The 13,121-nt window shown below is 69.3% G+C and carries 15 protein-coding genes; 10 read left to right on the top strand and 5 right to left on the bottom strand.

Annotated elements, in window-relative coordinates:
* Positions 1-184: 184 nt before the first annotated feature.
* A complete protein-coding gene (locus IE302_RS04310) occupies positions 185-2,083 on the top strand; it encodes an enoyl-CoA hydratase (RefSeq protein WP_191251919.1) in 1,899 nt (632 codons plus the stop codon).
* Between the two features lie 23 nt (positions 2,084-2,106).
* Here IE302_RS04310 and IE302_RS04305 read toward each other — a convergent pair whose 3' ends face one another.
* Genes IE302_RS04305 through IE302_RS04295 form a run of 3 tightly spaced genes read right to left on the bottom strand, consistent with a single transcriptional unit; the run spans position 2,107 to position 4,102 of the window.
* Entirely contained in the window at positions 2,107-3,186 is a 1,080-nt protein-coding gene (locus tag IE302_RS04305; protein WP_191251917.1) for an MAB_1171c family putative transporter, read from the bottom strand.
* A complete protein-coding gene (locus IE302_RS04300; RefSeq protein ID WP_191251915.1) occupies positions 3,183-3,665 on the bottom strand; it encodes an ImmA/IrrE family metallo-endopeptidase in 483 nt (160 codons plus the stop codon). Before IE302_RS04300 ends, IE302_RS04305 begins: the two co-directional genes overlap by 4 nt.
* Before the next feature lie 2 nt (positions 3,666-3,667).
* A complete protein-coding gene (locus IE302_RS04295; RefSeq protein ID WP_191251906.1) occupies positions 3,668-4,102 on the bottom strand; it encodes a helix-turn-helix domain-containing protein in 435 nt (144 codons plus the stop codon).
* A 144-nt stretch (positions 4,103-4,246) separates the two neighbouring features.
* Between IE302_RS04295 and IE302_RS04290 the strand changes: the two genes are divergently transcribed.
* Positions 4,247-4,513, top strand: coding sequence for a hypothetical protein (locus tag IE302_RS04290; protein ID WP_191251904.1), 267 nt, complete (start codon positions 4,247-4,249; stop codon positions 4,511-4,513).
* Between the two features lie 38 nt (positions 4,514-4,551).
* Positions 4,552-4,839 (top strand): hypothetical protein, encoded by a 288-nt coding sequence (locus IE302_RS04285; RefSeq protein ID WP_191251902.1) that lies wholly within the window; start codon positions 4,552-4,554, stop codon positions 4,837-4,839.
* A gap of 82 nt (positions 4,840-4,921) precedes the next feature.
* Here IE302_RS04285 and IE302_RS04280 read toward each other — a convergent pair whose 3' ends face one another.
* Both IE302_RS04280 and IE302_RS04275 read right to left on the bottom strand, forming a co-directional pair.
* A complete protein-coding gene (locus IE302_RS04280) occupies positions 4,922-5,881 on the bottom strand; it encodes a YncE family protein (protein WP_191251900.1) in 960 nt (319 codons plus the stop codon).
* 96 nt (positions 5,882-5,977) lie between these two features.
* Entirely contained in the window at positions 5,978-6,358 is a 381-nt protein-coding gene (locus IE302_RS04275; RefSeq protein WP_191251899.1) for a winged helix-turn-helix transcriptional regulator, read from the bottom strand.
* Positions 6,359-6,435: 77 nt separating this feature from the next.
* On the opposite strand from IE302_RS04275, the gene IE302_RS04270 reads away from it, so the two are divergent.
* From IE302_RS04270 to IE302_RS04245, 7 genes are all read left to right on the top strand, one after another.
* On the top strand, positions 6,436-7,365 hold the full coding sequence (locus IE302_RS04270) for an NADP-dependent oxidoreductase (protein WP_191251897.1): 930 nt from the start codon (positions 6,436-6,438) through the stop codon (positions 7,363-7,365).
* A 783-nt stretch (positions 7,366-8,148) separates the two neighbouring features.
* Positions 8,149-9,687 carry a PucR family transcriptional regulator gene (locus IE302_RS04265; protein ID WP_191251895.1) on the top strand — a complete coding sequence of 513 codons (1,539 nt, stop codon included), beginning with the start codon at positions 8,149-8,151 and terminating at the stop codon, positions 9,685-9,687.
* Positions 9,688-9,796: 109 nt separating this feature from the next.
* Complete coding sequence (locus IE302_RS04260; protein WP_191251893.1) at positions 9,797-11,059, top strand: NAD(P)/FAD-dependent oxidoreductase; 1,263 nt, start codon at positions 9,797-9,799, stop codon at positions 11,057-11,059.
* Positions 11,060-11,109: 50 nt separating this feature from the next.
* Positions 11,110-11,238 (top strand): hypothetical protein, encoded by a 129-nt coding sequence (locus tag IE302_RS43030; RefSeq protein WP_268246725.1) that lies wholly within the window; start codon positions 11,110-11,112, stop codon positions 11,236-11,238.
* A gap of 90 nt (positions 11,239-11,328) precedes the next feature.
* Positions 11,329-11,781 (top strand): GreA/GreB family elongation factor, encoded by a 453-nt coding sequence (locus IE302_RS04255; protein WP_191251891.1) that lies wholly within the window; start codon positions 11,329-11,331, stop codon positions 11,779-11,781.
* A gap of 95 nt (positions 11,782-11,876) precedes the next feature.
* Positions 11,877-12,611, top strand: a complete 735-nt coding sequence (locus tag IE302_RS04250) for a phosphotransferase family protein (RefSeq protein WP_191251889.1) — start codon at positions 11,877-11,879, stop codon at positions 12,609-12,611.
* Between the two features lie 68 nt (positions 12,612-12,679).
* Positions 12,680-13,114, top strand: a complete 435-nt coding sequence (locus tag IE302_RS04245; protein ID WP_191251886.1) for a DUF6389 family protein — start codon at positions 12,680-12,682, stop codon at positions 13,112-13,114.
* The last annotated feature ends 7 nt before the right edge of the window (positions 13,115-13,121 follow it).

The raw sequence follows: 13,121 nt of genomic DNA, 5'->3' as shown, positions 1-13,121 counted from the left end.
GGTTTTCGGTCTCGCCACTACGACGACGTCGGCCCGCCGGATGTGAGGCGCGGAGGCGCCCTCGACTGAGCTGGTTCTCCCGGCTGCCACTGCCGAAAGATCCGACTACAATTCGTATAGCGATATCCGTATTCCGCGATGCGGATAATTGTCGGCATCCGGTCGGACCCTGCTGGGAGGCACGATGACGGGCTCGCTCGACGGCATCACGGTCATCGAGGTCGGAGTTTTCCTGGCGGCGCCGTTCGCCACGGCGCAGCTGGCCGATCTCGGTGCCAGGGTGATCAAGGTCGAGTCGAGCGAGGCGCGCGACCCCGTCCGCGCCACCGGGCCGTTCGTCGGTGGGGTGAGCAGTACTTTCCTGCGCCTCAACCGGAACAAGGAGGCCGTCGAGCTGGATCTGAAGTCCGACGCCGGCCGGGAGGGGTTCCTCAGGCTGGCCGCGGCCGCGGACGTGGTGGTGGAGAACCTGCGCCCCGGTGCGATGCGGCGCCTGGGCCTCGGCCCGGACGAGCTGCTGGCCCGGAATCCCGGACTGGTCTACGCGTCGGCCTCCGGCTGGGGGCTGGACATCATGGCGCAGGCCCGGTCCGGGCTGATGTCCGTGACCGGCGATCCCGGGGCCGGACCGGCGAAGGTGGGCGTGCCGATCTGCGATCTGACCTGCGGGCTGTACGTGGCATTGGCGGTGACCGCGGCGCTGCGGCACCGCGACCGCACCGGCGAGGGCCAGCACGTGGACGTTTCCCTGCTGGAATCGGGGGTTTCACTGGCGATCTGGGAGGCAGGGCAGTACTTCGCCACCGGCGAACCGGGGGAACGACACGGCACCGCGCATCAGTCGCAGGCGCCGTACCAGGCGGTCCGGACGGCCGACGGCTGGATCACCGTCGGCGCGATCACGCCGAACACCTGGGCCGCGTTCACCAAAGCGCTCGGCCGGGAAGATCTCTACCACGATCCACGCTACGAAAGCAGCACCTCGCGGCTCGAACTGCGCGGCGAACTGATTCCGGACATCGAACGCACCACCCGGCGGCACACCACCGCCGATCTCGTCACGACGCTGGTCGCCGCCGGAGTGCCGTGCGCGCCGATCTCGGACCACACCGAGGTGTTCACCGACGAACACCTGACCGAGCGCGGATTCTTCTGGGACACCGAGCATCCGGCCGCCGGGCAGGTGCGCCAGCTCGGCTCACCCATGCGGTTCTCGCGCACCCCCACTCGCCGGGACACCGCCGGCCCGGATTTCGGTGAGCACACCGGCAAGGTGCTCGCCGAATTCGCGCCGAAGCACGCCGCCGATCCCGGCGACGACCTGCTCGTCGAACTCGACGACGACGTGCTGACCGTGACCTTCAACCGGCCCGGCTCCCGCAACGCGCTCACCTTCGCCATGTACGAACGGCTGTACGCGGCGTGCGAACAGGCCGACGCCGACCCGGCCGTCCGGGCGCTCGTGCTCCGGGGCAGCGGAGACAAGGCGTTCGTCGCGGGCACCGACATCCGGCAGTTCGCCGACTTCCGCACAGGGCAGGACGGAGTCGACTACGAGGCGTCGATCGCGCGGGTGGTCGACCGGCTGGAAGCCGTCCGGAAGCCGACGGTGGCCGTGGTCCACGGCGCTTGCACCGGCGGCGGCCTGGCACTCGCGGCGGCCTGTGACCTGCGGGTCGCCGACACCAGTGCCCGCTTCGGCGTACCGATCGCCAGGACACTCGGGAACTGCCTCTCCGCCAACACGATCTCCCTGTTGATGGGGCACGCGGGCCCCGGACCGACGCTGGACCTGCTGCTACGCGGACGCCTGCTGGACGCCGCCGACGCCGAACGCGCGGGCCTGCTCACCGAACTGGTGCCACCGGACGAACTGGACCAGGCCGTCGACCGGGTGCTCACCGATCTCCGGCGAGGCGCGCCGCTGACCCAGTGGGCCGCCAAGGAGATCGCTCGCAGGATGAGGCGACGCCTGCTGGTGCCGGACGAGGACGTGGTCTCCGCGGTGTTCGGCAGCGAGGACTTCGCCCTCGGTGTGCGCTCGTTCCTGGCCAGGGAGAAACCGGACTGGACAGGTCGCTGAGGAACCTCGAAGCAGAGCCGGGCTCAGGCGACTTCCGCGACCGCGCGTTCCCGTACCTCCCGCACCACGCGGGAGTGCTTGAAAGCGGAAGACACCGCGCTCAGCCACGCGCTTTCTTCCCGCATGCCCGGGTGCGCGTCGTCCTGCCCTGCCGGGTGGCGCGGCCAGCTGCGGCCCGCCTCGCGCATCACCAGCGCCGCCGCCAATTCGGCGGCGGCACGCGTGGGTTCGTCGACCGGGGTGCGCAGCCAGTCGCCGAGATGCGGCGGGACGTGCGCGCGCAAGGCCAGGAGACCGTCGCGGATCTCGATCACCCTGCGGTACAGCTTGAACTCGATGTCGTGGCGCACGGGCAGGGCGATCTGCGGGTGGGCGGCGACGAGTTCCTTCCACAGTGGCGTCACCGCCCGGATCCCGCGCCACGCACGTATCAGCCGGAGTGCGCCGTCCCAGGTGGTGAACAGTCCACCGAGGACCCACAAAACCATCGCGCAGAGTCCGACAAGGCGGGCGCGGGGCAGGAAGTCCAGGTCCGCCAGGTCGGTGATCTGCAGCCATAGCGAGGGGAGCCCGGAGAAGAGCACCCATCCGATGGTCGCGAAGGCTGCGCAGACGAGGATCCGCAGACCTGTTCTGAACGTCCCTTGTGGACGGTCGTTGGCACTGCGCGCCAGAGTGCGAATGAACGTCACCAGGCACGTCACCGCGTACGCCGTGAGGATCACCTGATAGGCCACGATGCTCCAGCGCCACTGGAATCCGGCGGTACCCACCTCGAACCGATGCGGGGCGAAGTCCAGGTAGCACAGCACCATCAGGGTCCAGCACACCACGATCGGCCAGAACGCCGTCGGCTTCTGCGGGGACCGGGTACTGCGGACCACTTGCACCAGCGCGCGCATCGCGAGCAGCTGCAGCGCGTTGGTGACCAGCCGCGGGAGGAGGTCGTCGCCGAGCAGGCGGACCGTGCCCTCGGCGGAGATCGCGAGGCCGGCCGCCATGCTGAGGAAGAACGTGACCAGGTGCTTCGGCCCGGCGCGGACCGCCATCAGCCGGGCGAGGCCGATCAGCGCCAGCAGCCCGGCGGACAGGTAGCTGATCATGAACCGAGGGCGTGGCGCAGCCGATCCGATCCGCGCCCGGGATCCGCGGCGCGGCGCATGAGCAACGACGCGACGAGCTCGGCCTCCCTCTCCTGCTCCTCCGCGTAAGTCGTGCGGCCCAGGACGCGCCGGACCAGATCCACCGACAGGGTGGGCGTGACCACCGCGGCCACCGTCTCCGGCAGCATCTCGCCTTCGACGTGCCCGCACAGCAGATGACCGAGCTCGTGCAGCAGGATGTGCCGCTGGTGCAGTGGAGACGTGTCCCGCGTGTAGAAGACGTAGTCCGCTCGATCGGTCGCCGCGAGCACACCGCACGGCGCTCCCGGCCGCGCGTCCAGCGCCACCAGCTCGATGGGCCGCCCCCGCGTCGCCGCGACCTCGCCGAACAACTCGGTGACATCGAACGGATCCGGTAGTCGCACGGCGGACGCGATCCGCTCGCATCTGCGCCAGAGCGCGCTCTTCCTGCCCAGCATGGCTACTCCCCCTGGTCCCGCATGGACTCGCGCCGCCTGATCGCCTCGACGATGTCGGTCACGGTCCCGAGCCCCTCCTCGGACAGCGTCACGGCGCGCAAAGCCAGGTTGCGCACCGCGTTGTTCCGCAACGCTCCCAGCAATTCGATCTCTTCGGCAAGAGCCCTCCCCTGTTCGTCGTCGAAGAAGTAGGCGGGCGGCACCTGGAAGAACGCCGCGAGCGCTTCGAGATGCCGCTTGGTCGGGTTGTCCCTGCGGCCCGTCCTCAGCTGCCAGAGGTAGGCGGCGGAGAACGACTCGCCGGTGCTTTCCCGGCAGGCCCGCGCCACCTCCTCGTGACTGTGCTGCTCACCGTTGGGCCGCCGGACCACCTGGAAGAGGCGGTCGATCCGGCTGGTGAGCGTGGTCTCCCGCGGTTCGGTCACCAACACCTCCATTAGCTGGAATGAATGAGCCGCGACCGCCCGTTCATCTGGGATTGACAGCCGCGGCGGCTGTCCCCTACGGTTTCCACGTTAGCTGAGATGAATGACTATGGGGAGTTGGTCGATTCTGGCTGACGACCTGAAGGGGGAGTTCCCATGAAGAAGTTGCTGGCCGCGGCCGCCCTGGCGGCGGCCGCGGTGACCATGTCCGCACAGCCTGCCTTCGCCGTGGAGACCGGGGATTTCTATGCCACCGGCATCGGCCCGGGCCCGTCGCAGGCCATCGCGTCGGCGGAAAAGGTCGCCCGCACCTACGCGCGCAACACCGGCTGGCTGGACTCGCAGTGCTACGTCCGCGCCGCCCAGCCCCGGTCGGAGATGGGCTACTACAGCGCGACCGTCTGGCTTTGGTGCCAACGCTGACCGTCGTTTCGTCCACCGGAAACCAGGAGGGGAAAAGCATGAACAGAACGATCGCCCGTGGCGCGGGGGCCGCGGTCCTCGCGGGACTCATGACACTCGCGCCGACAGTGGCGAGTGCGGCGAGCGTCCAGGAGAGCCGCGCGTTCACCGGGACCACCGTCGAGAAGACCTCGGCGTCGGCGAAGCGGACGGCTTTGCAACAGGCCTACGACTGGGCGGCCGCCTATGGGTACACGCCCGACCAGTGCGTGACCATCCACCTCTACTCGGTGAAGATCAGCTTCGTGATGTACCGGGGTGAGGCCGGAATCCACTGTACGAAGTAGACCGCGAACGCGATCGACAAGCCTGGGGGCGGCGACCGGTCACCCGGTCGCCGCCCCCAGGCCGCATCGAAGACCCCGGAACTCAGCTCCGCAGATCGAGGTAGGCGACGGCCGCCTGCCCGGCGAGCACCACGTAGGCGTGCGTGCCGTCCTGGGTGACCGCGACGCCGTACGGGTAGGCGCCCGCAGGCAGCTTGCGGGTCAGCGTGTTCGTGCTCGTGTCGAATTCGGCGAGCGTGCCCTGCGTCGTGTCGCTCGCCCGGCTGCCCGCGTAGACCCGGCTTCCGTCCGGGCTGATCGCGAGCCGGTGGCCGTTCTGCAGGCCCGGGACTCGCGTGACGACCTCGTGGGCGATCAGGTCGACCACGACCAGCGAACTGCCGCCGTTCTGATAGGCGCGCGTTCCGTCCGGGGACAGCACTACGTCGCCCCCACCGGTCTTGACCGCGTCGACCACGGTGTTCGTGGCGGTGTCGATCGCGGTGAGCTCGCCCGACTCCGTGGCCGCCCAGATCTTCGTGCCGTCCGGGGAGGTGGCGAGGGCGTGGGCCGTGGTTTCGAGCGCGACCGCGGCGACCTCGGTGTCCGTGGCGGTGTCGAGGACGTGGACGGCTTCCCGCCCGGCGACGTAGACACGGCTGCCGTCACGCGAAATCGTGAGCGACGTCGGATAGTCGCCGCCGAACGCGGAGGCGACCATGGTCTCCGACGCCGTGTCGATCACCGAGACCGCGTTCGAATAGGCGTTCGCGACGTAGGCCTTGGATCCGTCCGGTGTGAACGCCACCTCGAACGGGCCCCGTTGGACCGCGATGGTGTTCGTGACCTTGTGGGTCACGGTGTCGACGACGGTCACGGTCGCGTCCGGCGGGCTGGTGACGTAAGCCTTCTTGCCGTCCGGGCTGATCGCGACGGCCTCCGGATACTTGCCGGTCGCCACGAGAACGGTCGGATCGGCCGCGTTCGCGACACCGGTGGACGCGCCGAGCAGCACGGCGGTGACACCGACGACGACGGCACGCCGCGTCAAAGTACGAGACATGGTCGGAAGAACTCCTTTTCCAGGCACGGTGAAGCCGCGCCACCCCAGTTGACGAACCGAACCTATCGGACGGAGTGGACAGTCCACCAGGAGGTCTCAGCCAGTCGGGTCGACCGTCTCGGAGCCGGCGTCGAGAGCATCGAGGACCGCGTCGCCGTTCGTCCTCGCCCACTCGGTCAGCATGTGGATCGGATCGATCAGCGTCGCCCCGAGCGGGGTGAGCTCGTACTCGACGCGGGGCGGCACCTCGGCGTAGGCGTGGCGGCGGACCAGGCCGTGTGCCTCCAGCCGCCGGAGTGTCTGGGTGAGCACCTTGCGTGAGATGCCACCGATCAAGCCGATCAGTTCGCCGTGGCGAACCGGCCCCTTGCTGAGGCCGTAGAGCACCACCGCCGTCCACTTGTCGGCGATCAGCTCGACCGTCAGACGCGCCGGGCAGTCGGCGAGAAACGGGTCACCGGGACCGAAACGGCTCATGGCACCAAAGGTACCTAGTGGTTCCCATCGGAAACCTAGCCTGGGATTTCTCCTCTTGTTCCCTACCCAGGAGAGTCATGCGAGTCATCACCCAGCAGAAACTCGGCGGCCCCGAAGTACTCACCATCGTTGACGCGCCCGAGCCGCGGCCACTCCCGACCGAAGTCCTCGTCCGGGTCAAGGCGATCGGGCTGAACCCACTGGAAGCACGCCTGCGCGCCGGTGAGTTCCCCCTGATCGGCGAGCCACCGTTCGTCCTCGGCTGGGACATCAGCGGCGTGGTCGAAAAGTCGCCGGGGACCTGGCGGCTGCGGCCCGGCGACGAAGTGTTCGGCATGCCGCTGTTCCCGCGGGCGGCCAACGCCTACGCCGAATTCGTATCGGCACCGGCCTTGCACCTGACGCGCAAGCCGCCGTCGCTCTCGCACGTCGAGGCCTCGGCGCTGCCGATCGTCGGGCTGACGGCGTGGCAAGGCCTCGTCGACCTCGGTGGTATCACCGCGGGTGACCGTGTCCTCGTCCATGGCGGTGGCGGCGGGGTCGGTCACGTCGCCATCCAGATCGCGAAAGCATTCGGCGCGCACGTGATCACGACGGCCAGTGGGAGCAAGCGGGCGTTCGTCGAGGGGTTCGGCGCCGACGAGGTGATCGACTACACGACGACCGAGTTCACCGAGGTGGTGCGCGACGTCGACCTCGTACTCGACACGATCGGTGGTGACACCGTCAAGCGGTCGCTCGGGGTGCTCCGCCCAGGCGGGCACCTGGTGACGGCGGTGGCCGAGGAGGACACCGCGCTCGTCGCCGAGTACGAAGCGGCGGGCATGCGCTTCAGCGGCATCGCGGTCGACCCCGATCCGGTCGCCCTTCGAGGTCTCGCCGACCTCGTCGACCAGGGCAGGCTCCGGGTGCACGTGCAGGAGACGTTCCCATTCGAACGCGTCGCCGACGCGCACCGGTTGCTCGACGCCGGCCACCTCCAAGGCAAGCTCGCCCTCACCGTCTGATCCCCTCGGCGTTCCACAGAGGACGACCACCGTCTCAGGACGACACGTTTCCGCTGGTGAGAACCGTTGTTCCGTCCCAGCGTCTCAACCTCGGCCGATTGCCTTGCCGACGGCCGCGGGGCCGATGACGCTGGTGTCCGTCGCGGTTCGAATCGCGATCCAAGGGGCGGAAAAGAAAATCAGAGGGGGAAACAAAAGTGCACACGATGAAACGGGTCGCCACTGTGGCGGCAGTGGTGCTGGGCTCCGTGGCGACTTTCGGGATCTCCACCGCGAGCGCTGCGAACGGGACGCGGAACGACGACCGGGGTACCTGTGGCTCCACGAAGATCTACCTCAACGACGACTGGGGCTGCGTGGTCAGCTACGGAGACAAGATGAAGGTCAGCGACCAGACCTGGGACGGCAACGGCACCCGCCTGCGCTGGACCAGCTCGGCCGCGAACAGCGCGGGGAAGTACAAGGGAATCTGCACGGACTACAACGGTTCCGAGAACGGACGGAGTCGTGCGACTACAACTTCCCCGAGGGAACGACCATCAACTACAAGGTCGAGCAGATCAGTGACGGTCAGGTCGTCGACGAGACCGAGGGCTGGCAGCAGGCCGTGGTCTGACCCGGGCAGTGACCGACAGAGCCGGGCAGACGGGCGCCGAGCAGGCGTCCGTCTGCCTGTTCAGTGCCCTCGCCAATCCCTCTGGACCTCGCGGAACTCGACCGTCTACTTCGGACATGAACCCGGGACGACGACCTCCGCCACGCGGATGGAGTAAGAACGAGCCCATGGTGACGCTGGATCGGCTCGTGAACGTCCTCGGTGGCTACGGGGCGCGGCTGTGCTGCTGCCCGGTCTCGCGCGAGGTGGCGTTGCGCGATGTCGTGATGCACGACGCCGCCGATCCTCGCGAGCTGCGTGGCGACGTCTTCCTCGCCGTCGGGACGGAGTCGATCGCCACGGCCGTCGACCTGGCCGCGGCGGCGCACGCGTCGGTCGTCCTGGTCCGCGGAGCGGTTCCGCCGGACCAGGAGGCGACCGAGCGTGCGGAGGCCGGCGGCGTCGCGGTCCTGCTGGTGGAGCCGGACGTGTCCTGGGGCCAGCTCGCCGGAGTCGTCTACGGTCTCGTGCTGGAAGGCCGGGAGACCGAGTCCGGCCGCGGGCCGACCGACCTGTTCGCGCTGGCCGACAGCCTGGCGGACGCGCTCGGCAGCGCGGTGACCATCGAAGATCGGCTCTCCCGGGTCCTGGCGTATTCCAGCCGTCAGCACCAGGCGGACCGGGCGCGACTGGAGACGATCCTGGGCAGGCGTGTTCCGGAGCCGGTCCGCGAACTGTTCGAGCGGCGGGGCGTGTTCGGGCACCTCGCCGAGTCGGACGAGCCGTTGTTCGTCGAAGCCGACCCCGAACACGGGCTGACCGGGCGCATGGTGGTCGCGGTCCGCGCGGGCCGGGAAGCCTTGGGATCGATCTGGGTGGAATGCGATCAGCCGTTGTCCGGCGTCCGGCGTGCGGTGCTGCGGGACAGTTCGCGCACGGTCGGCCTGCATCTGCTGCGTTCCCGGGCGAGCGCGGATCTGGAACGGCAGGTCGAATCCGATCTGGTGATCCGGCTCCTGGAGGGCACCCCGGACGCGGCCGCCGTGCTCAGCAGGCTCGGTCTGCCTCCCGGCCGGTTCCGGGTGATCGCGGTGCAGGCCCATATCGGCGACGAGCGTCACGCCGCGCTCCTGCTCGCGTTCGAGCGGGCGACCACCGGTTTCGGCTGGTCACGTCCGGGCCGCAGCACGCTGTTCAGCAACACCGTCTACACCGTCCTGCCCGGCGACGACGTCGTGGCGGCCAGGGCGTGGGTCGGTTCGATCCGTGAGGCGCTGCCCCGTCAGGTGACGATGCTGGCCGGGATCGGGGCGGGCGCGGTATCGGCGGAGCTGCCTGCCAGCAGGCGGGAAGCCGACGAATGTCTCGCACTGCACGACGTACGGCCCACCTCGAACTCGGCGATCGCCTACGACGAGGCCTGGGACGACATCCTGGTGCAACGGCTGCGGGCCGCCGCCGCGTCCGGCAGGGCCCCTGCCCGGGGACCGATCACCGAATTGCGGCGGCACGACGACGCGAACGGCACCAGCTACGTCGCGACGCTGCGCGCCTGGCTGGAAGCACAAGGGGATCTCACCGAGGCCGCCGAGCGGCTGGACGTGCACCCCAACACGATCCGCTACCGGCTGCGGAAGATGGCCGAAGTGACCGAACTCAGGCTCGACCAGCCCGCGAAACGGCTGGCGATGATCATCGAACTCGCCGTCTCCGACCCCTCCCCTTGACCGTTTCCGCCAAAACCACCCGCCCTGATTGTCGGATCCGGACAATCGCCGTCCTCCGATTCCGAGCCATCCTGAGCGCGACAGCACCACTCGCGCAGCGGAGGAATTCATGGGCGATCTCGACCGGATCGACGGCGTCCCACGATCGGCGATCGTGATCGGCGCCGGTGTCGTCGGCCTGTCGACCGCGTGGTTCCTGCAGGAACGCGGGGTCGGTGTCACGGTGGTGGACCGCGAGGGCATCGCGGCGGGCGCGTCGTGGGGCAACGCGGGCTGGCTCTCCCCCGGGCTCGCGATCCCGCTCAACGAACCCGGCGTCCTGCGCTACGGACTGCGGACACTGCTGGACCGGCAGGCCCCGTTGCACGTCCCGCCGTCCCCCGACCCGCGGCTGTGGTCGTTCCTTGCCCGGTTCGCGGCGAACTGCACCGGTCGATCGTGGACTCGCGCCGTCGAGGCGAACACGCCGCTGAACGAAGAATGCCTGGAGGCCTTCGACGTCCTCACCGCGAACGGCGTCGACGCCCCGACCATCGAAGCGCCGATCACGGCGGCGTTCGAGACCGTCGGGCACGCCGACGGCCTGATCACGGAACTGCGGCGTATCGGTGAGACCGGACAGGACATCTCGTACACCCGGCTCACCGGCGCCGAACTCGCGGAGCGGTTCCCCCAGGCGACCGCGAGGCTCGGCGCCGGTGTCCGGATCGACGGGCAGCGCTACGTGGACCCGGGCCGGTTCGTCGAGTCGCTGGCACGCGCGGTGGTCAGCCGGGGCGGGACGATCCGTCACCGCTTCGAGGTCGCGTCCCTGCGCGCGCACCGCCACGCGCTCAGCGTGCGCTCGACGTCAGGTCAGACGGTCAACGCCAACGCGGTCGTGCTCGCGACCGGAGCCTGGCTGGGAGACCTGGGACGACGATGGGGCGTCAAGGTCCCCGTGCGCGCCGGGCGCGGCTACTCCTTCACCGTGCCGACCGACGACCCGGTTCCCGGGCCGCTCTACCTGCCGGACATCCGCGTGGCATGCACGCCGTACCGGGGCGGCCTCCGCGTGGCCGGGACGATGGAGTTCCGGAAACCGGACGCACCACTGGATCCGGCCCGGATCGCCGCGATCATCGCCTCGGCACGACCGTTCCTCACCGGCTTGGACTGGGATCGGCGCACCGACGAATGGGTCGGCTCCCGTCCGGTCACCACCGACGGGCGGCACGTCATCGGCGCGACGGGCACCCCCGGGCTCTACGTCGCGGGCGGGCATGGGATGTGGGGCCTGACCCACGGACCGATCACCGGACGGCTCCTGGCCGAGCACATCACCACCGGCAAACAGCCGGAGGCCCTGCGCCCCTTCGATCCCCTCCGCTGATTCGGATGAGAATGCCCCACGAAGAGACCGCAGAGGATGAACAGTCCGAAGTGGACCGACTCCGCGCCGAGAACGCCTTGCTGCGCACCGAGAAAGACCTTCTGCTGAAGGCCGCGATCGGGTTCGCCACCGACGCGGGCGCCTTCCGGCGGCAGCACCGCGAGCCAGAGACCCGCTGACCGACGCGGGACTCCCCGAAGGTCCGTGGGGGCCGGGTCCTTTCCGCGCCCGGCCCTCACGGACGTATCCATCGAAAGGCGATCATCACGATGCCCATCGTCTCGTCAAACCCTTGGCTGACAAAGGAAACGCATGCACGGTTGGTGCGAGAGCTCGCGGCGCTGCGGCGCGCCTCCACCGGCGACCGCGACGGCGACGACGAAATCGCGCTCCACGCCCACCGGCAGGCACGGATCCGGCAGATCGAGGACGTGCTGCGCGGCGCGGTCGTCGGCCAGGATCCCTTGGACGACGGGATCGCCGAGCCCGGCATGGTGCTCACCGTCGAGTACGACGACGGCGACATCGAGACCTTCCTGCTCGGCACCCGCGACGAGGCGGGCCAGGGCGATCTCGAGGTCTACTCCCCCGACTCCCCGATCGGCCGCGCGCTGCACGGCGCGAAACCGGGTGACCGGCGGGAGTATCACGTGCCGAGCGGCGACGCGGTCCGCGTCACCCTGGTCGGGGCGAAGCCTTACGGACGGCACCGTCGCCGATGATGCCCCGAAGGCTCTTGTTCGGCGCGACCCCCGCCCTCGCCCTCGCGCGATAAATCCCGGCGACATCGACGGTCTTGCTCGTGACAATGGCCGCCATGGAAGAGGTCAAGGTCGTCGTCGCCCATCACGATTGCGCGACCCTGCGCGTCGGTGACGTTTTCCTGAAGATCGACGCCGATCAGACGCGTACCGACGTCGAGGTCGAGGCGATGGCCACGGCGCCGATCCCGACACCCGAGGTCCTGTGGCGGAAGCCGCCCGTGCTCGCGCTCGCCGCCCTCCCGGGGACGGCGCTCGGCCGCCTCGGCGAGCCTTCGACCGCGTCACCGGCGGCATGGGCCGCGGCGGGGGCCGCGGTGCGGAAGCTGCACGACGCGCCTTTGCCGCCGCGGCCCGGCAAGAGTGTCGACGAACTCGCATCGCGTCTCGACGCCGAATGCGAGTGGCTCGTCACCACCGGCGTCCTCCCCGCGGACCTGGTCGACCGCAATCGCCGCATCGCCGAGACCGTGCTCCGGCCGTGGACGCCGGTGTTCATCCACGGCGACTTGCAGGTCGCCCACGTGTTCGTCGACGGCGACGAGGTCACCGGCGTGATCGACTGGTCCGAGGCGGCCCAAGGCGATGCCCACTTCGACCTCGCCGTCTTGACACTCGGACACCGGGAACGCCTCACCGACGTCATCGCCGGCTACGGCACGGACGTCGACCTCGACTTGGTCCGCGCGTGGTGGTCCTTGCGGAGCCTGCTGGCGATCCGCTGGCTGGCCGAGCACGGCTTCGACATCTTCATGCCGGGCGGCGAGATCGACGTGCTGAAATCCGTGTGACGGCGTTCAGGTGAAGAATCCGGCATGATCGCCCGAGCCGGTATCGAGGCCGCGCTAGATTGTCCTGTGTGGACCAGAGCGAGTACAGCCGCCGACTACGCCGCGTTCTCGACGCGCATTCCGACGATGTCGCCGCCCGGCTGACGAAGATCGTCGAGCTGATCGGCGACACCGTCGAGAGCGTGCAGATCGAGGTGTTCCCGGACGACGACGGTGAAGGCACTTTCGACGTGTGGGCCCGGTTCGAAGGGCCGGATTCCTTCGTCCTCAACAAACCGATCGACGAGCACCGCCACCTCTTCGGTGTCGTCCACCACGAAACGGGCTGGGACCCGGATGTTCCGTCCCTCCCGCGAGGGCTCTCGGCCGACGTCGTCGTCGATACGGTCGCCGACTGGATCGAGGCGGTCTGGACGCGGGCGTTCGACACGCCGCCGCCGGTTCCCGTGGAGATGTCCTCTCCCGAGGGGCACGGAACGACGACCCCGCGAGAACTGCGCTGACCTCAGG

The organism is Amycolatopsis oliviviridis, assembly GCF_014654365.1.
In the GTDB taxonomy this organism is placed as follows: Bacteria; Actinomycetota; Actinomycetes; order Mycobacteriales; family Pseudonocardiaceae; genus Amycolatopsis; species Amycolatopsis oliviviridis.
The sequence above is the reverse complement of the archived record's forward strand: the minus strand, read 5'-3'. Positions and strand labels throughout refer to the sequence as shown.

Coding starts and splice junctions, on each gene's coding strand:
- IE302_RS04270 (WP_191251897.1), top strand. CDS start 6,436: ATGCGAGTCATCACCCAGCAGAAACTCGGCGGCCCCGAAGTACTCACC.
- IE302_RS04310 (WP_191251919.1), top strand. CDS start 185: ATGACGGGCTCGCTCGACGGCATCACGGTCATCGAGGTCGGAGTTTTC.
- IE302_RS04275 (WP_191251899.1), bottom strand. CDS start 6,358: ATGAGCCGTTTCGGTCCCGGTGACCCGTTTCTCGCCGACTGCCCGGCG.
- IE302_RS04285 (WP_191251902.1), top strand. CDS start 4,552: ATGAACAGAACGATCGCCCGTGGCGCGGGGGCCGCGGTCCTCGCGGGA.
- IE302_RS04290 (WP_191251904.1), top strand. CDS start 4,247: ATGAAGAAGTTGCTGGCCGCGGCCGCCCTGGCGGCGGCCGCGGTGACC.
- IE302_RS04305 (WP_191251917.1), bottom strand. CDS start 3,186: ATGATCAGCTACCTGTCCGCCGGGCTGCTGGCGCTGATCGGCCTCGCC.
- IE302_RS04280 (WP_191251900.1), bottom strand. CDS start 5,881: ATGTCTCGTACTTTGACGCGGCGTGCCGTCGTCGTCGGTGTCACCGCC.
- IE302_RS04260 (WP_191251893.1), top strand. CDS start 9,797: ATGGGCGATCTCGACCGGATCGACGGCGTCCCACGATCGGCGATCGTG.
- IE302_RS04295 (WP_191251906.1), bottom strand. CDS start 4,102: ATGGAGGTGTTGGTGACCGAACCGCGGGAGACCACGCTCACCAGCCGG.
- IE302_RS04265 (WP_191251895.1), top strand. CDS start 8,149: ATGGTGACGCTGGATCGGCTCGTGAACGTCCTCGGTGGCTACGGGGCG.
- IE302_RS04300 (WP_191251915.1), bottom strand. CDS start 3,665: ATGCTGGGCAGGAAGAGCGCGCTCTGGCGCAGATGCGAGCGGATCGCG.
- IE302_RS04250 (WP_191251889.1), top strand. CDS start 11,877: ATGGAAGAGGTCAAGGTCGTCGTCGCCCATCACGATTGCGCGACCCTG.
- IE302_RS04255 (WP_191251891.1), top strand. CDS start 11,329: ATGCCCATCGTCTCGTCAAACCCTTGGCTGACAAAGGAAACGCATGCA.